The organism is Pseudomonas huaxiensis (genome assembly GCF_003231275.1).
In the GTDB taxonomy this organism is placed as follows: domain Bacteria; phylum Pseudomonadota; class Gammaproteobacteria; order Pseudomonadales; family Pseudomonadaceae; genus Aquipseudomonas; species Aquipseudomonas huaxiensis.
Genome location: NZ_QKVL01000038.1, coordinates 15201 through 37002 on the forward strand (window position 1 = coordinate 15201; position 21802 = coordinate 37002).

Annotated in this window: 22 protein-coding genes; 3 read left to right on the forward strand and 19 right to left on the reverse strand. The window is 58.8% G+C overall.

All coding sequences use genetic code 11. From position 1 onward, the window contains the following. Window position 1: 1 nt before the first annotated feature. Genes DM374_RS26410 through DM374_RS26425 form a run of 4 tightly spaced genes read right to left on the reverse strand, consistent with a single transcriptional unit; the run spans window position 2 to window position 4174 of the window. Window positions 2-1504 carry a conjugal transfer protein TraG N-terminal domain-containing protein gene (locus DM374_RS26410; protein WP_110972525.1) on the reverse strand — a complete coding sequence of 501 codons (1503 nt, stop codon included), beginning with the start codon at window positions 1502-1504 and terminating at the stop codon, window positions 2-4. Beyond that, the gene (locus tag DM374_RS26415; RefSeq protein WP_110972526.1) at window positions 1501-1851 is read right to left on the reverse strand and encodes a hypothetical protein; all 351 of its coding nucleotides are present in this window, start codon (window positions 1849-1851) and stop codon (window positions 1501-1503) included. The genes DM374_RS26410 and DM374_RS26415 overlap by 4 nt, the downstream gene beginning before the upstream one ends. Next, on the reverse strand, window positions 1848-3224 hold the full coding sequence (locus DM374_RS26420) for an integrating conjugative element protein (protein ID WP_110972527.1): 1377 nt from the start codon (window positions 3222-3224) through the stop codon (window positions 1848-1850). The genes DM374_RS26415 and DM374_RS26420 overlap by 4 nt, the downstream gene beginning before the upstream one ends. Beyond that, entirely contained in the window at window positions 3221-4174 is a 954-nt protein-coding gene (locus DM374_RS26425; protein ID WP_110972528.1) for a TIGR03756 family integrating conjugative element protein, read from the reverse strand. The genes DM374_RS26420 and DM374_RS26425 overlap by 4 nt, the downstream gene beginning before the upstream one ends. Before the next feature lie 425 nt (window positions 4175-4599). Here DM374_RS26425 and DM374_RS26430 point away from each other — a divergent pair, with 425 nt between their 5' ends. From DM374_RS26430 to DM374_RS26440, 3 genes are read left to right on the forward strand one after another with little or no spacing between them, the layout of a single operon-like run. Next, window positions 4600-5094, forward strand: a complete 495-nt coding sequence (locus DM374_RS26430) for an SMI1/KNR4 family protein (protein WP_110972529.1) — start codon at window positions 4600-4602, stop codon at window positions 5092-5094. A gap of 39 nt (window positions 5095-5133) precedes the next feature. Continuing rightward, window positions 5134-6687 (forward strand): hypothetical protein, encoded by a 1554-nt coding sequence (locus DM374_RS26435; protein WP_110972530.1) that lies wholly within the window; start codon window positions 5134-5136, stop codon window positions 6685-6687. Between the two features lies 1 nt (window position 6688). Further along, window positions 6689-8278 carry a coiled-coil domain-containing protein gene (locus DM374_RS26440; protein ID WP_110972531.1) on the forward strand — a complete coding sequence of 530 codons (1590 nt, stop codon included), beginning with the start codon at window positions 6689-6691 and terminating at the stop codon, window positions 8276-8278. A 217-nt stretch (window positions 8279-8495) separates the two neighbouring features. Here the strand turns inward: DM374_RS26440 and DM374_RS26445 are convergent, their stop codons facing one another. The 15 genes from DM374_RS26445 to DM374_RS26515 all read right to left on the reverse strand — a co-directional run bounded on the left by DM374_RS26445 (window position 8496) and on the right by DM374_RS26515 (window position 21319). Then, window positions 8496-8990, reverse strand: a complete 495-nt coding sequence (locus DM374_RS26445) for a JAB domain-containing protein (RefSeq protein WP_404821383.1) — start codon at window positions 8988-8990, stop codon at window positions 8496-8498. A gap of 230 nt (window positions 8991-9220) precedes the next feature. After that, window positions 9221-12070 carry a conjugative transfer ATPase gene (locus tag DM374_RS26450; protein ID WP_110972533.1) on the reverse strand — a complete coding sequence of 950 codons (2850 nt, stop codon included), beginning with the start codon at window positions 12068-12070 and terminating at the stop codon, window positions 9221-9223. Between the two features lies 1 nt (window position 12071). Continuing rightward, window positions 12072-12491: a TIGR03751 family conjugal transfer lipoprotein gene (locus DM374_RS26455; RefSeq protein WP_110972534.1), complete on the reverse strand. Its 420-nt coding sequence runs from the start codon at window positions 12489-12491 to the stop codon at window positions 12072-12074. Continuing rightward, window positions 12472-13860, reverse strand: a complete 1389-nt coding sequence (locus DM374_RS26460) for a TIGR03752 family integrating conjugative element protein (protein WP_110972535.1) — start codon at window positions 13858-13860, stop codon at window positions 12472-12474. Before DM374_RS26460 ends, DM374_RS26455 begins: the two co-directional genes overlap by 20 nt. Then, window positions 13850-14701, reverse strand: a complete 852-nt coding sequence (locus DM374_RS26465; RefSeq protein WP_110972536.1) for a TIGR03749 family integrating conjugative element protein — start codon at window positions 14699-14701, stop codon at window positions 13850-13852. The genes DM374_RS26460 and DM374_RS26465 overlap by 11 nt, the downstream gene beginning before the upstream one ends. Beyond that, window positions 14698-15369 carry a PFL_4703 family integrating conjugative element protein gene (locus DM374_RS26470; protein ID WP_110972537.1) on the reverse strand — a complete coding sequence of 224 codons (672 nt, stop codon included), beginning with the start codon at window positions 15367-15369 and terminating at the stop codon, window positions 14698-14700. The genes DM374_RS26465 and DM374_RS26470 overlap by 4 nt, the downstream gene beginning before the upstream one ends. Beyond that, complete coding sequence (locus DM374_RS26475) at window positions 15366-15764, reverse strand: TIGR03750 family conjugal transfer protein (RefSeq protein ID WP_110972538.1); 399 nt, start codon at window positions 15762-15764, stop codon at window positions 15366-15368. Before DM374_RS26475 ends, DM374_RS26470 begins: the two co-directional genes overlap by 4 nt. An 8-nt stretch (window positions 15765-15772) precedes the next feature. Then, window positions 15773-16111 (reverse strand): TIGR03745 family integrating conjugative element membrane protein, encoded by a 339-nt coding sequence (locus tag DM374_RS26480; protein ID WP_110972539.1) that lies wholly within the window; start codon window positions 16109-16111, stop codon window positions 15773-15775. A gap of 16 nt (window positions 16112-16127) precedes the next feature. Beyond that, window positions 16128-16361, reverse strand: coding sequence for a TIGR03758 family integrating conjugative element protein (locus DM374_RS26485; RefSeq protein WP_110972540.1), 234 nt, complete (start codon window positions 16359-16361; stop codon window positions 16128-16130). Continuing rightward, on the reverse strand, window positions 16358-16645 hold the full coding sequence (locus tag DM374_RS26490; protein ID WP_263854302.1) for an integrative conjugative element protein, RAQPRD family: 288 nt from the start codon (window positions 16643-16645) through the stop codon (window positions 16358-16360). Before DM374_RS26490 ends, DM374_RS26485 begins: the two co-directional genes overlap by 4 nt. Window positions 16646-16792: 147 nt before the next feature. Then, the gene (locus DM374_RS26495; RefSeq protein WP_110972541.1) at window positions 16793-17530 is read right to left on the reverse strand and encodes a TIGR03747 family integrating conjugative element membrane protein; all 738 of its coding nucleotides are present in this window, start codon (window positions 17528-17530) and stop codon (window positions 16793-16795) included. Continuing rightward, entirely contained in the window at window positions 17523-19661 is a 2139-nt protein-coding gene (gene traD / locus DM374_RS26500; RefSeq protein ID WP_110972542.1) for a type IV conjugative transfer system coupling protein TraD, read from the reverse strand. The genes DM374_RS26495 and traD overlap by 8 nt, the downstream gene beginning before the upstream one ends. 1 nt (window position 19662) lies before the next feature. Then, entirely contained in the window at window positions 19663-20046 is a 384-nt protein-coding gene (locus tag DM374_RS26505; RefSeq protein ID WP_225422596.1) for an integrating conjugative element protein, read from the reverse strand. A gap of 32 nt (window positions 20047-20078) precedes the next feature. After that, a complete protein-coding gene (locus DM374_RS26510) occupies window positions 20079-20633 on the reverse strand; it encodes a transglycosylase SLT domain-containing protein (RefSeq protein WP_110972544.1) in 555 nt (184 codons plus the stop codon). Further along, a complete protein-coding gene (locus tag DM374_RS26515) occupies window positions 20618-21319 on the reverse strand; it encodes a TIGR03759 family integrating conjugative element protein (RefSeq protein ID WP_225422594.1) in 702 nt (233 codons plus the stop codon). The genes DM374_RS26510 and DM374_RS26515 overlap by 16 nt, the downstream gene beginning before the upstream one ends. Window positions 21320-21802 lie beyond the last annotated feature (483 nt).

Below are 21802 nucleotides of genomic sequence, written 5' to 3' on the forward strand. Positions count from 1 at the left end.
CTTACCTCACCACCTTGAATGCAACTCCCGTCCCTTTGCCTCCCGCCGATTTAGCATCGTCACTACCGGAGTTGAGCAACTGCGCGATGTTCCCAACCCGCATGCCAGCCCAAGCTAGGCTAGCGACCCAGAAGCCAGGTAAGACCACGAACATCGTTGCCATCACGAAATTGAGCAGCATGTCCCCGAAGGAGTTGTTCAGGCCCATTAGGGGGTTGAAGTTGCTGTGTGGGGAGTTCCAGCTGTAGAGGGCGTCGAGGATGGTGCTGTCGAGCCAGCGGGCGAGTTGGAACCAGAAGTCCACGAAGAACAGGGCGAAGTGAACGCAGGTGATGGTCATCGTGGCTTTGAGGTCGAAGGTGCCGATGACCAGCACTAGCGGGATGCAGATCACCAGGGCCATCTTCAGGAATGACAGCACCATGGGGAGCGCTTGCCGGACAACGTCCATGGCGGGAAAGAAACCCAAAGCGCCCACAGTCAATCCAAGGTCCCCGGCGCTGCGGGTTGCCACGTTTGCTTTACTCATGCCGATCTGGCCACCGTAGTCGGTGTAGACCTGCCCTTGGTTCAGCGACTGCTGCCGTGGAGATACCACCGTGCGGATCATGGCGTCCTCGGCACTCTCCTGGCTGAGGAAGCTGGTCCAACGTTTAAATTTCTGGAGCAGGTCTGTGTCGATGTGGCTCAGCAGCCGTGCTCTCAGTCCGATGTGGGGAGCCTCCCACCATTGGCTACACGTAGGGAATCCGCCGCTCTGTGTGGCTGGTAGTCCTGCATCACGGTTCGCATCGTAAGGCCAAGCGTTACGTGGTGCTTTGGCGCGGTAGGTGTCGTAAAAACCTGATGCCGTCAGGAAGTAGCGGGAGCCGATCCAGCTGACTTCACTCATCTGACCTTCGCTCAGTGAGGGGCGTTGCGTGAAGAGTTTTGCACGGGCCGGGCCATAGCAATCGTGGCTGAAGTCGGCGACCTCCTGAGCCAGGAGCGGGTCGTGGATTCGCGTGGCATCAATGTCCATCCGTAGCTGTCGCAGGTCAGTGCCGCAGGGGATGGCTGCTACGGCGGCACCCGTGACGGCCTTGGAGACGGAGTGCATGAAGAACCACCAGATCGGAACCTGTGCGCTCTGGTTGTTCAGGGTGCTGAAGCTGGTGGACCAGCGTGTTTCCTGTGGGGTGGCAACTTGGACCTGGCACTGTGAAGAGCGGGTGTCGTCGAACTGCAGGGTGTTGAGGTCGAGGGGAATTATGGGTAGGCCGGCGAAGAGGATGACGACACAGGCTGCCCAAGTGCGGTTTTCCACGCGAAGGGTGGACAGCACACCTTTATTGCCTTCGTCGGCGCCTTCGCTGCGAGCGCGCAGCCACTCCTGAATGATGATCACGCAGAATGGCAAAGCGATCAGGCCGGTACTGACCAGCATCTGCCATATGCCGTTATGAACGAGCCAGCCGAGGAGTGTGAGGTAGTACTCCAGGTAATCGCTCGTGTAGAGGGTCATGGGATGCTCACCGTGCTCAGGTCCAGGTAGAGCAGTTGGGTCTCCATCACAATCATCAAAAGGACTGCACTGATTTCAGCTCGGCGAAGACGGTTGCGCTGTGGCTGAGTCATGCCGCGGCGACGGAGGCGTTGACGCATGCGCCACCAGCCATAGGTGAGTGCCGTGTAAAGGGTGAGTCGCCAGATCCTCAGCAGTGAGGAGTGCTGGCGCAGCCAAGCCTGCCATTGCTCAACGCCCCCAGTCCATTCGATGGTGACAAGGCAGATGGCGAGAATCATCAAGACAGTCAGCAGCAGTATCAGCGCTGTGGCCGCTAGGCGTTTTGCTGTCTGCCAGCGGTTCATCGCGGAGCCTCCGGGGTTGTGGGGCGCTGGATGTGCTGGAGGCGATTGCGGGTGTCATCGCCTTGGTAGATGCCGCGTGAGCTGTTGCTGCGAGCGTCGTTGCGCTGGATCAGCAGAAGGGCGGTGTTGCCTGCAAGGCTGCGTCGTAGTTCCAGTTCAGTTTTGAGGTTGTTGATTTCCTGGGTCAGCGTTTCGTTTTCACTGCTCAGCGTCTGCTGAGCCAGTGCGTTGGCGGCGACATTGGGCTCCTTTCGGCCAATGAGTAGTGTGCGCTGCAGCAGCAGGGCTTTTTCCAGGACGGCTGACAACGCGACCTCTGAGGCCAGGCGCTGGGTCAGCACATCGCGGTCGGGTTCATCACGGAGTGCCTCGATCACGCCTCGGGTAATGGGAAGTGATTGGCTGCTGGCTGCCTGGAGGTTTTCGAAGGTAGTCGGGGTACTACCGCTGACCAGTTGCTGAAGGGCCTGCAGCTTGAGTTCGTGCTCGCGTTGGATTTCGGGTGTGAGGCCGGCGCCCGGTTGTGTCTGGGTTTTGGTGCAGGTGTCGCAGGTACGCTGCTCACGCTCGCCGAGCACCCGCGTGGCCCACTCCGAGGCTGCTTGTGGGGTGGGCCAGGTTTGGCAGCTCAGTTGGTTAGCGCAGTTGTTGAAGTTGGCGGGAGACGTGTCATCGACATGTCGTCCGTTCACAAGGTTATAGCCCGCGCGAGTGACGTCACTGACCAGTTTGATAGGTGGTTGACCATCACCGCCGGCCGGCTGGCCTCCGACCCAGGGTACGCCACGACTGCCACGTTGGGTTTCGGCCTGGTTGACTGCTGCGACTGCATCTTTGCTACCGACCGATTGGGTGAGGGCCATGCCCTCCGCCAACTGGTTCCAGCCCAACTGGCCACCTGCGATGTCAGCCATACGGTTGGCCATTGCCCGGCAGGTGTTCTTGGAGCGGTCGAAGTCCAGGCGAGCTTGGAGGATGCCGTTGGTGAGGAGGTTGTAGAGGCCGGGGTCGGCTCGCTGAATGATCAACGCGGGGAGGGACGCCACTGCGCTGGTAGCGTTCTGAATTACCGAGCTCATGATCGACTGGAAGCCGTTGGTGATGCCGTTGAGCTGGTTCTGCAGCGTCGTTTCCAGTCGCATGTCCCCGCAGATGAGGTTGTTGTTCCAGCCCGCGCCGACCCCGATACTGCTCATGCTGGCTGCGCCATTCATGGAAACGGCGTTGCCTCCACCAATGCTGTAGAACACGTCATCGCCCAGAACGCTGCCGCCTGCGCTGAAGCCACTGTTGAACAGTGTGGGTGCTCCCTGAACCAGTCCGGCAGACATCAGCAGTGCAATCAGCCAGGTACGGTGAGTGCGAAGGTTCATCGTGTCGCTCCTTCGAAGTCGGTACAGCCGAGATAGGTCTGACCCTTACGCTCACAGCAGCTGTAGGGTCTCCAAAGTGTCCAGGCGTAGTCGCCTCGTTGGGCTTGAACCTGAGGGTCTGTGTGGGGAAAGGTTGTGCAGGTTTTTGACAGGGTGGGCGTCAGTTCCTGCCACGTACCGCTGTTGGCGTCGCTCTCTTGCAAAGGGCCAGCAGGCCAGTACCCGTCCTTGGGTTTCGCCAGGAGTGGTTGGTAGACATGGGCCTGGCCGCGGCGAGTGACGATGTCGCCTGCTCGTTGGGCTACCACTGCGGCAGCCTTGTAGTCGTCGACCTGATGGAGGAAGCCGCCTCGTGGATAGATCGCTCCCCACAGATTTTGAGAACTGCGGCTACCGATCTCGCGCAGGCCTGGAGTCAGGGCTTCAGGGAAAACCGCTTCGGGTATGTTGAAGCGCCAGGCGATGCTGTCCAGCGTGCTCAGGTAGAAGGGAGTCAGGGGCGTCCCTGCGCCTGCGCACACATAGCCGGAGCGATTGGCGAACTGACTGAACATTGCGCCAGCGGGGTGGCCGATCACATCGGCATTCTTGAATTTGCTGAGGACGTTTTCGTAACTATGAGACGTGGTACCGCCACCGCCGCTGCGTGCATCGTTACTGACAGGACTGTAATGGCGGGCTGGCTGCCAAGGGTTCTCTCCCGTGGAGGCGTAGCTGGACACTACGGCATCCGGGACATAGTGGCTGACCTTTGGGGATTTTCGGACTTTACAACCAAACTTGGTGCAGAGAAGCCAATAGCAAACCCCGACAACGCGGTACTGAAGGCATTGAGGAGATGAGGCTGACGCCACAACAGTTCCCAGGTCCAGCGCCGACGCAGTGCCATGTCCGCTGATGAGAATCAGGAAAAGCCCATGTGACGGAAGGCGTTCGATCAAGCGTGACATGGACTAGAACCTACTTCAGGAGTGGGTTCATAAAGTCCGATATGTTAGAGGGGCAGAGCGACCAAAAACCAGGGATTGGTCGTGCCCGTATTTGAAAAGGTTGCCTTTGATAGAATGCCGGTGCGTTCTCCGCTGCCGGCGCTCCGGCTTCTCTAAATAGCCAGTTGCGCAAGAGTTAGGATTCCCTAGCTAAGGGAACACCACCGCTTGGCGACTCGTTACTGAAAGTTTGCAACAAGTTATGCTGCGATGCTCACATTGGCTTACAGGTTGCGGTGTTCACGGCATTACTTTACTAATAGTGCCTAACGCATCGAGTGATCTGCATTAACTAAAGACTCGATGGGCTCAGCCGATATACGCTGCAGACTAGAGCGCTACAGCTAATGCTGCGCTGAATATCTCTGCCTCCCAAGGAGTCCTCGATGACCCACAAATGGCACCTGTTCGAGGCGTCGTTGCAAGCGCACAAACCGGCACTTCTGGCCGACCTGAATCCCCCTGCAACAGGCAAAGTTCTTCAGCGATTACAAAGTGAACTGGGTGTCAGCTTGCCGGATGGGTTTCTCGATGCCTTGCGCGGGCACGATGGCCAAAAGGGTATCAGCGAGCCGCTGCTAGGCGCTTATCAATGGCTCTCCAGTGCCGGGATTCTAGATGCTTGGATTTTCTGGAAAAAACAGTCTGAAAGTGCAGGGTTCGATAATGGTGGTGCCGAGCCAGATCCGGGAGTGCAGGGTCATTGGTGGAACATCGGATGGATTCCATTCGCTTCCAACGGGAGTGGTGATTACCTCTGTTTAGATCTTGTGCCCGCCGCTGGTGGCAAGTCAGGCCAGGTGATTTCGGTATGGCACGACGACGGCGCGCGCTGTGTAGTCAGTGAAAGCTTCACGACCTGGTTTGCTCTATTTTTCTGATAGTCCCTGTTCGCCCACTATTTTATCCAAGGAAAAGGTATGGAACTTACCCTTACCGAATTGAAGGAACAGCGGCTGCAGAAGTTGTTCAGCGATTGTCAGCAGCAGGTCATTGCCCAAGTAATCGGGCCGTTCGGCCTTTCTACCGCCATGTTCGAGGATCGCAATGGCGGCAATGTCACCACCGTCCATAACTTCGAAAACGCCAGTGCCGATTACGTGGCGGAGAAGGACCAGAAAACCTATACCGCTTCCCGTGAGCGGTATGACCGCAGCAAGCTCAAGGACATCAAGCAGAGTGTCAAAGATCAGCTTAAGGCACCAGGAGTAGACGGTTATACCGGTAATGAGGTCGACCCTGCACACCTAGAGGCCGATCATGTTACAGCCCTGAAGACGATCTATAACGGCCGAAAGAACCATCTGGCCTACAACACAGGTGAGGGCCTAGATCGTCTTAGCGATGTGGCGAACAGCACAGAAAACCTGGTCGCAACGCATCGGGATGTGAACAACCCCAAGCGAGCCAAAGACATTCTTGAGTTTGCTGATGAAGTGGTCGATGGCAAGACTCAGGCCGAACGCCTAGGGCTTGATTCGGAGCGGATGAGGGCGGCAAAGGACCGTTCCGAAGAGTTCCTGGAGGGCACCGCGAACCGTGCGATCAGAGTCAAGCAAACCGGTGAACTGCTTAAGACAGGCGCAAACCAGGCCGCTCAGATGGGCCTGCGCCAAGCTTTGGGTGTGCTGCTCAATGAATTGGTCAATAGCCTGTTCAACGAGATCAAAGCTTTGATCAAGCACGGGGTAGAACAGGGTAAAACCTTGTTCGAAGAGATTCGTCAGCGCTTGGCTGTGGTGGTAGAGCGCGTGCTCAAGAAAATTCCCGATGCAGTCTCCCAGATGTTCCAGGGAGGCATCAGTGGCTTCATGAGCAATTTGCTGACCTTTGTGCTTAACGGGTTTCTGTCTACTGCCAAGCGCTTTGTCACGGTCATTCGCGAGGGGCTGATTGGATTATTCAAGGCTTTCAAGATGATTCTCTTTCCACCGGCGCATCTGACATCTGATCAAGCGTTGCAGGAAGGCTTGAAGTTGCTGAGTGCGGTGGTTGTGTCATCGGTGGGTCTCCTGCTCCAGGAGACCGTAAAAACGTTCATCTCGAGTATGGCGTTTCTGTTACCTGTGGCCGATATCCTGTCCTCGGCATTGATAGGTACGTTGAGCGGTTTGTTGTCGGCGTTTCTCGCCTATCAGATCGACTGCCTGTTTGATCGCTATCGTCACGGCTACGACGAGCAATTCATGGATGAATTAATCGCGGACTCTCGGCGTCGGGAGGAGCTTGCACAAGGTTTGGTTGAACTGTCAGAAAGCTCCTTGCGGAATGTGAGCGCTTACAACCAGTCGATCATTCTTTATCAGGGTATTGGACATACTTTCGCGGCTTCGGGCCGAATGGCTGATGCGACCTTGGTAAGCCTCGAGCAGACGGTATCGCTAACCCGTGAGCAGGTTGCAAAAAGCGTGGCGATGATCGAGTACATCGAATCGAGTCAACGTGACATAGAAGATTTTCTGGAAACGCTTTGAGATGGAAATGAACGATCGTAGTGCAACGCGGCAAGACCTCCAGATCGTCGAAGCTTTCTCTTCGGTCAGTGTGCCGGAACAGATCTACCGCCAGAGCAATATCGGGGAGTTGGTACAGGGAATGACCGATGCCCAGGCGTCGGTTCAATCAACCACCAGCAAGTTGGAGCGCGCGCGTCGTGAGCAAAAGGAAGGTAACTTCTTCGGTAACTGGTGGAACGATCGGAGTGATGCAGTTCAGGACGCACAGCTTGACTTGAACAAGTCGATTGGCAGCCTGACGCAGAAGTCCTCGCAGCTTTTGATTGTTAATACAGCAATCTCCAAGATTCTGCATGATCAGCAGGGTGTTCTGTTACAGCAGCAGAATATTTTGAAAGGCCAGGCCGACACGTTGCAGACGCAAAACGGCAAGATCCTCAGTCAACAGAGGATTTTGGAGCAGCAACAGCGGGAAATTAATGCCGCCAATGAAGGGCTGATGCAGGCCAAAGGTATCACCCAGGAGCAGGCACAAAAACTTGTAGGATGTGTAGTTCGGGTGAGTGAGGCCGAGAAGGCCATTCACCTGGCGAACCAAGATTTGAGCCAAAGTGTCGATCTTCGTTTGAGAGAGTCTACGCAGGATTACCTAGCGCGTTTGCGCCAAGGGTTGGAGGAGCGGGATCAGCGTTGGTTAACTGCAGAGCGGCAGGTGCACGAGGCGTTCGAAGCGCAGAACAAACAGATTCAGCATGACCAAGCTGCGTTGCATGAGCATCTCGTGGTTCTTCGAGAAAGCTTGGAACTGAAGCTGCAAGTCAGTGAGCAAGCGTTCGAGTCACGCGCGACGGCGCAGCAGCAGGTCATCCGGCAAATGGAGGAGCTTTTTACGCTGCAGGTCGAAAGCGCTCAGCAGGCTGTTGTGGAGTCTTCCCAGCGGAGCGAGTTGGCTTTCGAACAGGTGCGTGAGACGGTCGAGTCACAAAATGCGCAACTGCAGAATCAGCATACTGCTATGCGTGAGCAACTGGGTATCCTTGACGAGAACCTAGAGCAGCAATTGCAAGCCAGCGTGCAGGCGCGTGAAGCATTCGAGGGGCAGAATGCGCGACTGCAAATGGAACAGACTGTTTTACGTGAGGAACTTGTTGTTCTTGAGGGAGGCCTAGAGCAAAAGCTGCAAGCCAGTATGCAAGTGTTGGAATCGAGTATGACTGCGCAGCAGGAGGCCATCCAGCAAATTGAGGAGCGCTTCTCGCTGCAGGTGGAAAGCGTTCGGCGAGCTATCGTGGCATCTGCCAAGCAAAGCAGTTCGGCGATCCTGAATACTCGGAAGATGATGACAGATACGTTCGAGTCGGTCCGGCAGGCAGTCAAGCAAGCTCTCCAAGCGCAAGAAATAGATTTCAAGCAGTCACTCGAAGATGTCGTGACAGGTCTGGAGGCGGCCCGGCAAGAGCTGATGACCCAGCAATCGCAACTGACCGATCTCCAGCAAGCGTTGAAGCAGAACCAAAAAAGGCAGCTGATCGGCCTGATTTCTGTCGGTTTGCTGGCTCTTGGTGCACTGGTATGGCAAGCCACCTATGTTTGGGGGACAGTTCTTTGATTCCATATTTTAGGCCGCGCAAGAGGGTTTTTGTGCGCACGCAAGCAGGGGCGCGCAGGTTAATTCGCCACTCAAGCAGCTAGGGTTTAGCTCAGTTGTGGCCAAGCGCGACACTTCTCTTTCCAATTTAACGTGGTTATAAAAATGAGAGGGGCTGCGGACGGTGTGGCAAAGAAAGTGTTGGCGGACCGCTCTCGCAGTACGCCAACCTGTAGGTTTAAATGAGGCCTGCTTCTGCAAACGAAAATGCCTCACCTGATCCCACGATGAAGTGATCCAGCACACGGACATCCACCTTGGCGAGGAGATCTACCAGTGCCTGGGTGAGCATCCTGTCGGCCTGACTTGGTGAAACATCCCCTGAAGGATGGTTGTGGGCAAGCACCATGGCTGCGCAGTTGAGCTCCATGGCGCGCTGCAAGACTAGCCGCGGGTAAATTGGCGCGGCATGGATAGTTCCATGAAACAGAATTTCGAAACTGATCACTCGATGACGGGTATCGAGAAATACGACGCCAAACACCTCATGTTTCTGCGGTGCGAGTTTCAACTGCAGGAACCGCTTGGCACTCGGCAGGCTGGTCAACTCAGGACCGCGCTGAAAAAGACGTTGTTCCAGAACCGAAATGGCCTCCCGAATCATGCAGTCTTCCTGCTCGATGGTCGCAGTGGCCGTTGTGGCTGGATAGGAATCGGACATGGGAACCTCCAGGGACGAACAAGAGGCTCCGGCCCCAACGGGACTGAACCCCGTTGGGTGGAATGGATGGGCCCGAAAGTGGGCGAGGAGTGGAGTCGTTCAACGCGGCATCGCTGCGTCGTAGCTTCAAGAACGTCGCTACCTGGGCGGGTTGCTGATCACATCAGCAGGCTCACGAAGGATTGTTATTGAAGCGCGTGTTGCTGGGGATGATGATTGCGCAGTCCACGGCGTCCGGATTGTCAGTCCCAATCGAACGGTAACGGCTCGATGCCGCGGGCCAGGTCAATCTGTTGCGCGATGCGAAGGGCGGCATCGAGCTCGCTGATTCCGTGTTCTTTCATCAGGGCATACCGTGCGGCTTTCTCTTCCGGTTCGGTCATGGCCAAGGCCAGGTAAAGGCTGGGCGGTACAGCCCTGAACAGGGCTTCCATTGACTTGGAAAGCACCACCCCTTCGGTGTATTTGCCGGCCTCTTTTCGGGCGGAAAGCATGAGGCGTTTTTGCGCGACGTTTAGCTCACGGAACCGGGCGATCTTTTCGACTTCATCCGGTGGCATGTTCAGGCATATCCACCATTCAATCATGTTCAGCATTGGCTCTGCGGCCTTGGGCAGGTCGTCGATGTTCTGCGTTGCTAGCCAGAACCATGCCCCCAGTTTTCTCCACATCTTGGTGATCTTGACGATGTAGGGAGAGAGCAACGGGTTTTTGGTGATGATGTGGCCTTCGTCGGTGATGTTGACGATGGGGCGGCCGAGCATCTGGTCACGCTCAGCTATGTTGTTCACGGTGTTGAGAAGCGATAGGTAGGCGATCGAGAGCTGTGCGCTGTAGCCCTCGCGAGCGAATGTTGCCAGGTCGACAATAGTAATGTCTGCTTCGGGCCAGGGTGTGCCGGCACGGTTGAACATCTCGCCGTCGAGGCCTTGGCAGAACATGTCCATGGCCTCGGCCATCTCGAGCAATCGGACGCGACGGGCTTCTGGCAAATGGTTGTCCTCACCTCGCCGACGCAGCGCATCGCGTATGTCTTCGGTCAGCACCGTTCGCCGAGTCGCCACACAGTTTTCGGCCGCCTGGATAATGCACTGGCGAATCAAGCTACGATCAGCGCGTGTCAGTCGTGCATCTTCCTTCTCTTCACCGCCGGTGATCATCAGCCGCGCCGTGATCTCCAATTCACCCAGGACATCACGTTGCTCATCGCCGCCGGTGATAGGCGTCTCATCCAGCAGTTCTGCGTCCAACGTCTGCACCTGACTGGGTGTTTCCACCAGTCGACGGGCATCGGCGAACGGTGCAAGACTGACCCCGGATCCTGGCGAAAGCTTGACCCGGTTAACGGTCATGCCAAGGCGTTGTGCGAATTCGCTGAATAGGCCGAATGAGTTACCCGCCTCGACGATGAAAAACCGTGGACGGTACAACGCGGCCACCTGATTGATCATGTTGTTGAGCGTCGCGGATTTTCCCGATCCTGTGGGCCCGAATAGCAGCAGGTGCGCATTCATTTGCCGGTCGAGGCGATTGAGTGGGTCGAAGGTCAGCGGGCCGCCGCCGCGGTTGAACTGTGTAATGCCAGGGTGCCCGGTGCCGTGGCTCCGCCCCCAGAGTGGGGCAAGGTTGGCCAGGTGCTGGGCGAACATCAGTTGGGAGTACCACTGGCGCTGGTCGAGGCTCGGATTGAACGCGCCAGGTAGGTTACGCAGGTAGCTGTTCAGTGGCGCAATCTCGTCGTCCTCACGCACGGGCTGTAACCCGGCGTTGAGCAGCACGTTGGCGAGTTGCACGCCGCGGGCGTCGAGCTCGTCCGGGTCTTTGCCACGCAGGTAGAAAGCCAACGAGCCACGGTAGAGTTTGTGAGCGCTTCCTATCAAGCCGCGTGCTTCATGCACGTCATTCCGGGTCTGTTCAGAGGCGAGAGTATCGCCCACGGCCTTCTTGCTCAGATGGTTGAGATGGCCTTCCAGTACATCCTGAGGTGTGACGACAACGGTCAGGCACATCAGGGTGTCTTCAGGCATCTGATCGAAGAGGGTGTTGATGGCATCACCCTTGCGCGTCTCTCCTGTCAGATGCCCTGTGCCGGGGGCGGTGCGCAGACGGTCCAAAAGGACGATCCGGTGAGGCATGTCGTCGAAGTGCCAGGTACCACGTTCCACATCGGAACGCGGCTGGCTGAAGAACAGGCGTTGTGCGAAATCGGTACCACTGGCTTGCTCTAATTCTTCCTGACCCTCATCGGTTTCTGGGTACCGGGCGAGTTGGTAAAAGCGTTCGCGATCCTCCGGGGAGGATCCCAGTGCGGACGGTTTCGGATTGAACCAGCGCAGTAACCAGGCGTGGATTTCGCAGCCACCCAAGCGGCGTGCCTTGACGCCGGCGTTGCTCAGGCCGCCGAGTAGCCGCTCGCACACGGTGGCCAAGGCTTGTTCCGGTTCCGGGTCACGGGAGGCCTTCGAGACCACTGGTGCTCGGCGATAGACGACCAGGCGGACCTTGCGGGTTTGCCCGCGCCAGGGAAGATGGGTAAGTGTCGTGTCCTCAAACAAACCGCCGGGCCTGGAGATGGCCTTGAGGTGGTGAGCGAAGAAGCGCAGGTAGAATTCGGTGAATGCTGTGCCTTGGGCGCGAGGTTGAACATAGCCCCGCAGCGTCCGGAGGTAGTCATCCCAATTGGTTTCGTCCTGAGCATAAAACTGCACTACCCATGGGTGCTCGTCCAGTTCGTCGAAGCTGTCCTGCAGGGCGTTTTCGAGGGCGTCACGGGCATGCAGTAACCAGGTGCTTTCGCGACCTTCGGTGCCAATGGGCGTGAGCTCAAAGAACGCGGCCACCGAGTGACCGTCCTCCAGCAGCATGCACTGGGCGTGAGGTAGGTACTCAACCCAAGGCAGATGGTCAACGAAAGAAGGTGCTACTGCGTACAGGCCCTGTGCATCGGCTTGAGTGGCGGGTCGCCGCAGGCCAGCGTTGGGTACGGAGGCGCCGTGGCGGGTGAGCCGTTTGACGTACCGCTCCCAGATATCCTGGTAATGCGGCTTGTTGTCGGGCTCGGGTCGCCGCCGCCAGGGGGGTAGCCAGGGCATTTCAATAGTCCTCCAGGCGTTCGCCGGGGAGGGCATAGTGAACCCGTGTATGCAGCGGGAACACGGTACTGTAGCCGGGTACCGGGACGGTCTCGGTTCCTGCCAGGTGCGGGAAGATGAACATCACCAGATCAGGGTTAGGCAGGCGGTGGAATTGACGTTGGATCTCGTTCTGCGCGGAGCGGGTATATCCCACGTTGTCCATCGCGATTTCAGCGTTGGTCAGCGGTCTTCGCAATGCCATACGGGCTTCGATAAGTTGGGTGTTGGCTTGGCCGGACGCTTGTAGCCCTGCCTCCTGGAACCAGATGTCCGCCATGGTCTGATTACCGTGGTGCAGCAACTTCTCTGCGTCGGTGGCGCACCCGGTGAGAAAGACACAAAATGCGAGCATCGCGAGTTCAGTCCAGGTCCGGGACATGGCGTTCTCCAAGGCTGTGATCGACTTTGCGGCCGCTATCGTCGTAGTCGATGGTGAGAGGCTGTTCAATGTGAACGGCGACCTGTGCCCCGGGCTCGACGTAGATCGCCGCGAAGGCCTGCCCGTAGAGCTTGTTGACCCATTGCGACATCTCCTGGACACCATTGCCCAAGACGCGCCCCATGGCTTCGCTGGCGGGAATGCCGACCTGGCCGATGCCGCCGGTACCGTTGGCGATGTAGGCGGTTCCACTGCTCTGTGACTGGATCAGCGTGGCCGTGGCTGCACCTGCGGCGGTTATCAAGGCCTGTGAACCGAGATACTCCTGAGCATTGCTGCGCCGTTTCCCAGCAATGCAGGGTATGCCGTGGGGATCGCTGATCCAGCCGAGACCGCCTTGGGTGGTTTCGGTATTTCCCGACCCATCACCCTGCTCCGGCAGGGTCCGAATGGTGCCGTCCTCGAACACGAAGGTGATCGAGCGGATCTGTCCGCGAACGCAGGACAATGTCCAGTCCCCTGAGGCGCTGCCGGTCACGACTGCCCCGGCCACCTGCGGCAGGTCGATGCCATTGGCAGTGAGGTTGGTCCGGCCAATCAAGACTTTGAAGGGATAAGGGTCGTTGACGGTGCCATCGACCGGCACACGCCCCAGCAGCGCTGTCATGGCGATCGAGCCCATCAAGGTGGCGTTGGCGGGGATGGTGTAAACCGCTTTCGTAGAGGGCTCAGCCTCTGTTCGGCTGAGTGGTTCGGTCGCGGTCTGTGCAGTGCCGAAGCGAGTGGGAAAGCTGAGGCCCTTGCCGTTGAAGCTGAGCGAGCTGTCTGCCGCGCTGCTGCCATTCGGTTCTATCCAGGTCAGCGTCTCACCCACCGAGCCCATCTCTTCGTCTGGCCGAAGACCGAGGCCGACAGGCAGGTCAACGGAGGGATCATCGCCGCCAAGACTGTTCAGCTTGCGTTGGAGCTCCTGGAGCATCCCTTGTGTGTGCTGCTGATCGTTGGCAACGCTTTCGCGCTCCTGTTGCAGGCGAGCGCGTTCACTGTCCCACGCGGTCTGAATGCGTTGATCGACGGCTTGTTCCCGCTGACGCAGCCGCTCATTCTCGTTGCGTTGATGCTTGTTGTCGGTCAGGGCGGTTTGCAACTCGTTGCGCAGTTGCTTCACCTGGGCGACGAGGGTTGCCACAGTGTCTCGTGGCGTGTCGCCTTCGATCCCAAGGCTTTTCATCTCTTCAGTGGTGAGCCGAGCGGGTTCATCATTTGGGGCAGGTCTGGTCGGTTCTTTGTTCGACAGGCGAAGACCAACAAACACCAGAAGCATTACAAGCGGCAACATCAGCCATTTCAGCAGTGCATTACTTCTCATCGCTAGGCTCCCTTGTCTCTGGTGGCGTCAGGTTTAGGGCTGCGTCGAAGCGACTCTGAAAAGGGGGCAGTGCACTGGCGAGATCCTGCTTGTGAGTGACCAGGTACAGCACGGTCGTGTCGGTGGCGGAACCCGCCGGCCCGAGTGTTGTGTGCTGAAAGCTTGCGGAAAAGAACTGTCCCTGCAGTTCCCTCGGGTCGAGATCGATAGTTGAACCTTGAGCATTGCGCAGGAGCAGGGCGGACACTCGGTAGTCGTCCAGCCGCCATCCCGCGAGGGGACGGACTAGAACGGGGTGACCGGGCAGCAGTCGATCAAGTGGGAGGTCCTTGGCCAATACTTGGAGCCGAATCCCATGCAGGGGGGCGATTGTCCGTAAGGGCGCGTACAGGTTCTGTGCGGCGTAACGGGTCAGCGCGACCGGTATAGGCGTAGGTCGGGATGCCTCTGCGGGTGAGCCGTTTGATTCGGGCGGCGGCGGGAATTGCACGATGCGGATGGGCTCAAGCGGCGCTTGATCGACTTCGCTCGATCCTGCCTGAATGTCGAGCAGAATCACTTCCCCGGTTTCGATGTCCTGCAACTGAATGCGTGATATCTCCAACGGTCCATTCGCCCGTAGATACACGGCGCCGGCGGCTGTTTGCACACGAAGGCGGCTGCCGACATTGCCTGGCACGCCGACGCGCACATTGCGGTCAACGAACACCACCCGCTCCTGGTCGATGACCAGCTGTACCGGCAAGGGCAACCGCTCCCAGTGCATCAGCTCAACTGCTTCGGCGAGCGTTGTGCTGCTTATCAAGACCCCACCCAGCATGCAGGAGATCAGCCTGTTCATGGCAGGGACTCTCCAGGCTGGTGATCAGAAGAAGAGGTGGCTGATGTGCTAATGCGTCTGGGGGCCTTGTCGTAGCAATCCAGGGCAAGGCCGAACGGGTTTTTCTCGGGGTCGATGTCGAGCCGTACTACTTTGATGGCGTAGCGCACCAACGCACGCTTCACCTGTTCCGCCCCGTGGTACTCGTCGGCGCTGAGGTCGAGGGTGACCACCCAATCACGTTTCGAAACGATGTGGACCCGGTCAGAGGGAGAGTCACCATAGCCGCGGCCAGGAATCTCATATACCCCGCGGACACGATCCTTCAACTCCCCGGTGCTGCGGCGATAGTCATAATCCTGCTGCAGGTAGGCTTTGCATGCAGGCGTCAGGTACTCCGACAGTGCGTGGAGATTCTTGGGGTAATCCGCTTCCCCATCGGTAGGCCAGCGGTGGAGCTGCTGGAAGATGTAAAAGGTGAATGCGTAGACGGATTCTGGCGGCACATCCCACCACTTTCGACTACTTCCAGAACGCAGATCGGGGGGAACATGCACGGTCAGATCTTTTGAGGCGGTCCACCAACCGATGGCCAGCCCTCCTGAAAGCGTGAGGGCGCCGATCAGCGCCCAGCGCAGGCTGCGGACGTGACCTTGCAAGTGCAGCACTTCATTGCGAAATCGGCTCATGGTCTACCTCGACGCGTGCTCCAGCGGCCGGAGCGAGTGATCAGCGGAGGAAGCCTCAGGGTTGAGGCCAGGGCAGGATGGCGGCGTGCGAGGTGCCAGTGCAGGCGGCGGTGCAGCCAGGTATCGGGACGGCCACGTTTCTTTCGGCGTAACCAGCCACCACCGAGAAACACACCCAGTGCCACCGTAGCGGCGGTGACGGTGGGGACGACCGCGATGCTGCGCAGCAACCAGGCCAGGGGAATCCCTGCTGCGAGCCCCGTGCAGGCAGACACTCCCACGCAGATCCACAGCTCATCGGCGGTCAGGCCCCTGACGACAACCGGCTGGCGGTTCAAACGGTGGGGGAGAAATGCAACCGTGCCGTCGGGGAAATAGTGGGTTGGCTCTGCCATGACGGGCCTCACAGCACGCCGGTGGCTTTGGTCAGCAGCCAGATCCCGATCACCAAGAGGACCGCGCCAACCGAAACGCTTAGGCCGAACTGCCCCCACGTTGAACGTCCGCTATGAATCTCCGAGTAACGCGTGTAGGCGTGGTAGCAGACGCCAATGAACATTGCGGCTACCACCACGAGGGCGATCAGCGACACGCCATCGTAGGCGTAATTTTGGACCGTGCTGATGATGTTCGTGCCGGCACCCCGAGAGGGGTTTTCCAATGTTGGAAGGCTACCGACTGCGTGAGCGGTCAGGGGGAGCAGGGTTGCAACGACAAGGGCTGGGAGCAGGGTGCGTTTCATGGGGGTAGTCCTCTGGTCAGGAAAGAAGCAGGAAGCTCAACAGCACATACAGCGCGATGACGCGGACGGCGACGCCGAGGAACTGGCGTTGGTTGATACGTTGTTCGGCCCAGCCGCTGTAGGCCGTGCGCAACGCCCAGGTTCCCCAGAGCAGCAGGACTGAGAACACCATGGACAGCAGCAGCGTTTGCAGGTCATCAGGGGAGATGCCGCCGCTCGCCTGGAAGGCGTTTCGCTGAGCGGCGGTCATGGCGAATTCCCTGATTCCTTTCGGTAGTCGCCTGACAGCGCAAACGGGTCGCGAGGCTGTGCACGTCGGGGGGTGAGGTAGTCCTGGACACCGAACCGGATACGCTCAAGGTCACTCTGAAAGCGCTCGTAGTCGAAGTGATAACGAGATGGTTGGGTTTTGGGTTGTGAGGCACGTTGCCGTGACTGCCGATCGAGTGCATCGAGTTGACGCAGCATCAGGCTCAAGTGGAGCCGCTCGAGGTCTTCGGCATTGGCGCAGGAGGGCACGGTGAGCAGTGCCAACAAGGCTGCTGCTGCGGTGGGTCGTAAGAAATGTGTGAGCCCTGCGGTCTTCACTGGCGTGATCATCCTGATGAAGGTGGATGCCACGATAGTGATAGGCGGTACTCGCCAAGGCTCGGATCAATGGGCGTTGGCTGAGCCCCGGATTTACAGGTACTTCTTGAAGCTGGCTGCGGCGATGTTGGTGGCTATGCCGAGCAGAACGGCTGCTGGCAGCAATATCAAAAGTGGACTCACACTGACGGGAAGAGCGAGGTAAATCACCCAAGGGCTGACGACCAGCGGCAGCAAGGTTGCTCGGGCGCGGTGGTAGACAAAGCCCGACTCTCGACCGGCGCCGAAGCGTCGAATGTCTCTGCGCACCAATCCATCGATGAACCCAACAAATGCCGCAGCGAAGAACAGTGGCACACTCAGGCACAACACGGATAAGCGAACGAGAAATACCAGCAGTGTGTAGGCCCCGGCTAACAGAAATCCTTCCAGGTAGCGGTAGGCTTGGCTCACGTACGTGAGCAGGTCGTGTCTCTCTGCGGAGCTCGCGCTCCTAAGCTGTTCCGACCAGGTCAATAGCGCACTGTCCACGACCAGGCGCTTCTGCACCCAGGCCACCAGCTCCCCGATGGTACGACCTGGCTCCTGTATCAGTACGCTTCGGGCAAAGTCTCGAGAAAATTGCTCCAATTCAAACTCGAGCATGCCTTGGGCATGGCGCCAACCTTGCTCTGGCCAGAGCCAGACCAAGCCAATCCACTCGATAACCAGGCTGATCAGGAGTGATCCGGCCAGCACGGCGAAGAGTCGAAACGGCAGGGTCACCAGCGCGATGATCAGGCCTTGCTGACGAGTCTGCTGCCTGCGAGCGGCGTCGGCAGGATCACTCATTGTCCGTGGCCTCGACGTGCTCGGCCGTATCAGGTTGGACAAGATCATCCGGGAGTGGGGCATCGGGTGCTGGGGCTGATGATTGCTGCCACCATTCCCCTGCTTCGGTGTAGCGCTGGCGCATGTAGCTCGTTAGCGTTTGCAGGTCCTTGGGGATGTCCTCGTCCGGATCGGGCGCGGGCAGAGGCATACGGATCTTCCAGAGTTGACCGCCCTCGATAAGCGCGAAAGCTTGGCCTTTGGGTAGCGCCACGACGTGGGCTGGCTCGATCAAGGGCACGCTGGTGCTGGAGACCCTGTCCTGGGTGCTGGAGGTGAAGGCTGTATTCCCATTTGGATCGGAGCTGTCGGTAGCGCCGCTCATGAGCGTGGTGCTGTACACGTCGACCTTGGGCAACTGACGGGTCAGGAGCTCGGCCGTGGCGGTTTCGCGTACGCGGAGCATGAACAGGTTGTTGAAGTTGCCCACTACCTGGCCCGCCTTGGCGCGGTTCCCCAGTCGGGCCTCGATGTCGCTGAGGGTTTGTGTATACGCCGTGACCTGCAGACCAGCGCCTCCGCCCTTGTTGATCAGCGGAATGAACTCGTCCCCCATGAGCTCATTGAATTCGTCTGCATGGACATTGATCGGCGGTCGAGGCTCTTCGCCCGCGTCGGGGAGGCCATCGTTGACCCCGAACTTGTACAGTTGGCCGGCCACGGAGACGAGGTCAGCGAACATGGAGTTACCTACTGCGGCAGCCACCTCTGCGTCCGACAACGCGTCCAGACCGACATAAACCACGGCACGTTTGCGGATGATCTGCATCCAGTCGAAGATCGGGCGCGGGTCGTTGAGGTCGTTGTAGTCGGGCGCCAACAGTTGAGCGATTTTTCCGGTGGTGAGTTTTTCAAGCAGTGGCAGTAGCGAGGCAACAATCTTGTCGAAATAGGTCCGGTCATAGCGAACCGCCGATCGCAGGCCATCCATCACGGGATCGTAAATACGCTTCTGCGAGAGGTAGAGCTCAATCGCGACCACCCGCTTTTCACGGCTGGCCATGTGCCGGGGCGTGTTCTTCTCGTTGAGCTTGGCCTCAATCTGCACGATCGTCTCCCAGGCCTTCGGGTCTTTACGTGCGAAGAAGCTGGCGGCGTACTCGACGAACAGCGCGTCGATGTTGATCACATGACGGTGGATGAGCAGGTAATCCGGGCGCTGCCCAAGCTCCACCAGGGCGCGGGCAATGATGTTGACGAATCGCCATGCAAACTCACGGAAGGCCGCAGAGTTGCCCTCTCCAGAGAGCTGTCCTGCGATGCGTGAGGCGACCTCTGTGATGCGGCTGAAGCGCCCAATGGCATTGTAGCGGGCAGAAACGTCAGGCCAGCCGAGGTGAAAGACATAGAACTCGCCCTCGCGACCTGCGCGTTTCGCTTCGAGGTACATGCGCTTGAGCAGGTCAGCATCGCCCTTGGGATCAAAGACGATGCAGGTTTCACCGCGGCGAATATCCTGGGTGATGAACAATTCTGCCAGGCGGGTTTTGCCGACTCGAGTCGTGCCCAGCACCAAGGTGTGGCCGACGCGCTCACGCAGAGGCAGGAAGACATCGACCTCGTTGGGTTCGATGCCATGCAACCGGGGTAGCCCGCCAACGGGGGGCAGAGGGCGGACAGGGTTGAGCGAGTGGTCCCAATCTGCCAGGTTCGGTACGAGGCTCAGGGGAAATGGCGCGAACTCCAGCTTCCCGGCGATATGCCGAGCACTACGGTAGAGCCAACTGGGTTCGACATAGCGACGGAATTCGGGGCGGTAGGTCTGAAGCAGCCGATGGGTGTGCCGCTGGTCCCAGCGAAACCCTCGACCGATGAACAGCCGGGTCTGGCTGACCGGTACCTGTCGACTGGTCATGACATAGCGGGGCAAGCGACGCAGGCGCCGACGGTACCCAATGATCGTGGCAGCTTGGCGCAGTCGAATGGTTCCGCAGCCGGCGAAGACCAGAGCGCTGGTCGTGCCAAAACCCGGTGATAGCGCAAGTGACCAAGGTGCTGCCAGACAAAGCATTGCTGCGCCCGCGCAGGCCGCGACACTGTAGAGCTCGACCGCAGGCCGCAGGAGTACCTCGATGGCATGCTCCTGGCTCACGTTATTGCTCGATGGCTGATCCGCTGATCAGCACGGGGTAGTGTTTCAGGCCCAGGCGCTGGGCCAGGTCGTCCGCCGATGCGGGGGAAAGCGTGAGCCCTGGAGCCAGCGCACGCAGGTCTTTCAATGCTTTGGTCGAGCTGACTTGCACGACGATGCCCACGGCGTTCAGTCGTTGCAGGGTTGGCAGCCTCTGCTTGAGCCAGGACCTCGAACGAACGTCATCACCGACCAGGAAGAATGCCGGAAGGCCGGGCATGTGGGAGGCCCGCGCTTTAACGGGGCCTGGTGTCAGAAGTGCTGAATGGACGGGCAACATGGCGCCTTCGTCGAAGCGCTCCGACAGATTCTTCGTTTGGGCCTGCGCCTGTCCGGTGCTCAACATCACCCACAGCAAAGCGATCGCGACGGTCCGGCTCATTGCAATGTCCCTTTTTGCAGGCGTGAGAGGTATTCGCTGACACGGCGTTGGTAGCGTGTTGCAAGAGGGCCTCCCGCCGGCCGGTGGTATCGGCCGATTGCCGGCAGCCAGTCCTCTCCAGCACGCCGGTGCCGCCGCAGGATCGACGCTGCGATGGTCAGGTTGTGCGCGGGGGAGAGCAGCTCACACGGTGCGGAGTAGTGTGCTCGTTGATATCCGAGGTTGAGCTGAGCAAGGCCTACATCAATGCGAGTGGCTTTGACCCGGCGCGCTGCGTACTGAAGCGCGGCACAGGCTTGGGTGCGAGAGCTGTAATACTGACTCTTGCCCGCAACATTCAACGTCCACGGCCATGGACGCCGCCGGCCCCGTAGTTCCAGACCGCTTTCCTGTAGCGCGATGGCGTAGAGCACTTCGGGTGGGATTTCCGCTGCCTGCGCGGCGTACTGGTAGGCGATAGGCGGTACCGCTGCTGACGTCGCTGTTGACCAGAGTCCGGGCGCCATCAGCAAGTAGGCAGCCAGTGGTCGGAGCACTACTGACGTATCCATTGCCCATCGACCTCCCGTACCAGTGCCGGTAATTGACCTGCAAGTCCCAAGGACTCCCAACGTCCCGCGTCGTGGTTCAACGTGATTCGGCGTGCTTGGACTTGAGCCGGATCGATACCCACTTTGCGGGCCCAGCCACGTATCCTCTGGTCATCGTTTCCGCTACCCACGAGGTACAGGTCGAACGGAGTGGATGAAAGCTGCAGGCGAATCACCTTGTGCTCACAGGGCGGGCAATCGGCCTGGACGAAGAGCGCCAGCCGGTTGGGGCGAGGGCTGGAGATGGGCGTGTTGTCGGGTAGCTCAGCGCGCAACATGCCGGGGAAGCGGGCTTGCCAGGCACGGTCGTAGGCACGCTGATACGCCAGCAGTTTCTCCACCCGATGGGCCTCGGCCTGCACTTGCAGGTCCGCGTAACGACGCTGGTCTGCCTCGGACTCTGCTTCGATGCCGAGCGCAGTCAAAGGATCGATGTTAGGCGAATAGACGCCCAGGGGGCCCTGCATCAGCGCTCGGTACCGGCTCAGTTCCTCCGGTTGCAGACCCCAAGCCTCGGCCAGCTGCTTTTCCGAAAGCGAGAGTGCTCTCGAAATCTGGACACCACTTTTGCGCTCAGTCATATCGCTGGCAGAGGCGGTCTGTTGTATGACGAGCAATGCGGCGAATAGCACTATTCTGGGCATCAAAGGCTCCTAGGGCAGAGGCAGGATGCGTGTGTTCCCGTGCACACGGAACTCCGCACCATCAGGGGTGACCCGGTTGAGTTGCCACGCTCCGATCGCTTCTCCGATGCGCAGCAGTGTGACGTCAGCGATCGAATGTGAGCCGTTGGCGAGGAGGGTGAGGAACTGGTGCCCGCCGCGCAGTTCCGGTCCAACTATCTGGAAGGGAGGTTGAGCCTCCTGCGACGGCAGGTGGAGTGCGGGCCGGCGAGCAGGGCGGAATGGGCGAGAAGGCCGAGGACTTGGGGTGGCTTGTGATTCAAGGGCATGGACACGGCCCCGTAGCCTTTCCAGATCAGCGTCGGATGGTTGGAGTCGAAGTGCGTCTTCGATGGCAGTGATGCGCTGCTCGAAGGTAGCCTGGCTTAGCTCAAATTCTGATTGGGCCGCATGGGGTGGTTGGGTGCTTAGGTGTTCCAGCGTTCTTTCAAGTTTCTCTACGTTCGC

Bases quoted from the DNA above. Each gene is read 5' to 3' on its own strand.
- DM374_RS26505 (WP_225422596.1), bottom strand. From the start codon at position 20,046: ATGTTGAGCACCGGACAGGCGCAGGCCCAAACGAAGAATCTGTCGGAG.
- DM374_RS26455 (WP_110972534.1), bottom strand. From the start codon at position 12,491: ATGTCCCGGACCTGGACTGAACTCGCGATGCTCGCATTTTGTGTCTTT.
- DM374_RS26425 (WP_110972528.1), bottom strand. From the start codon at position 4,174: ATGTCACGCTTGATCGAACGCCTTCCGTCACATGGGCTTTTCCTGATT.
- DM374_RS26495 (WP_110972541.1), bottom strand. From the start codon at position 17,530: ATGAGTGATCCTGCCGACGCCGCTCGCAGGCAGCAGACTCGTCAGCAA.
- DM374_RS26485 (WP_110972540.1), bottom strand. From the start codon at position 16,361: ATGACCGCCGCTCAGCGAAACGCCTTCCAGGCGAGCGGCGGCATCTCC.
- DM374_RS26465 (WP_110972536.1), bottom strand. From the start codon at position 14,701: ATGAACAGGCTGATCTCCTGCATGCTGGGTGGGGTCTTGATAAGCAGC.
- DM374_RS26475 (WP_110972538.1), bottom strand. From the start codon at position 15,764: ATGGCAGAGCCAACCCACTATTTCCCCGACGGCACGGTTGCATTTCTC.
- DM374_RS26510 (WP_110972544.1), bottom strand. From the start codon at position 20,633: ATGGATACGTCAGTAGTGCTCCGACCACTGGCTGCCTACTTGCTGATG.
- DM374_RS26450 (WP_110972533.1), bottom strand. From the start codon at position 12,070: ATGCCCTGGCTACCCCCCTGGCGGCGGCGACCCGAGCCCGACAACAAG.
- DM374_RS26410 (WP_110972525.1), bottom strand. From the start codon at position 1,504: ATGACCCTCTACACGAGCGATTACCTGGAGTACTACCTCACACTCCTC.
- DM374_RS26470 (WP_110972537.1), bottom strand. From the start codon at position 15,369: ATGAGCCGATTTCGCAATGAAGTGCTGCACTTGCAAGGTCACGTCCGC.
- DM374_RS26430 (WP_110972529.1), top strand. From the start codon at position 4,600: ATGACCCACAAATGGCACCTGTTCGAGGCGTCGTTGCAAGCGCACAAA.
- DM374_RS26480 (WP_110972539.1), bottom strand. From the start codon at position 16,111: ATGAAACGCACCCTGCTCCCAGCCCTTGTCGTTGCAACCCTGCTCCCC.
- DM374_RS26415 (WP_110972526.1), bottom strand. From the start codon at position 1,851: ATGAACCGCTGGCAGACAGCAAAACGCCTAGCGGCCACAGCGCTGATA.
- DM374_RS26440 (WP_110972531.1), top strand. From the start codon at position 6,689: ATGGAAATGAACGATCGTAGTGCAACGCGGCAAGACCTCCAGATCGTC.
- DM374_RS26460 (WP_110972535.1), bottom strand. From the start codon at position 13,860: ATGAGAAGTAATGCACTGCTGAAATGGCTGATGTTGCCGCTTGTAATG.
- DM374_RS26420 (WP_110972527.1), bottom strand. From the start codon at position 3,224: ATGAACCTTCGCACTCACCGTACCTGGCTGATTGCACTGCTGATGTCT.
- DM374_RS26435 (WP_110972530.1), top strand. From the start codon at position 5,134: ATGGAACTTACCCTTACCGAATTGAAGGAACAGCGGCTGCAGAAGTTG.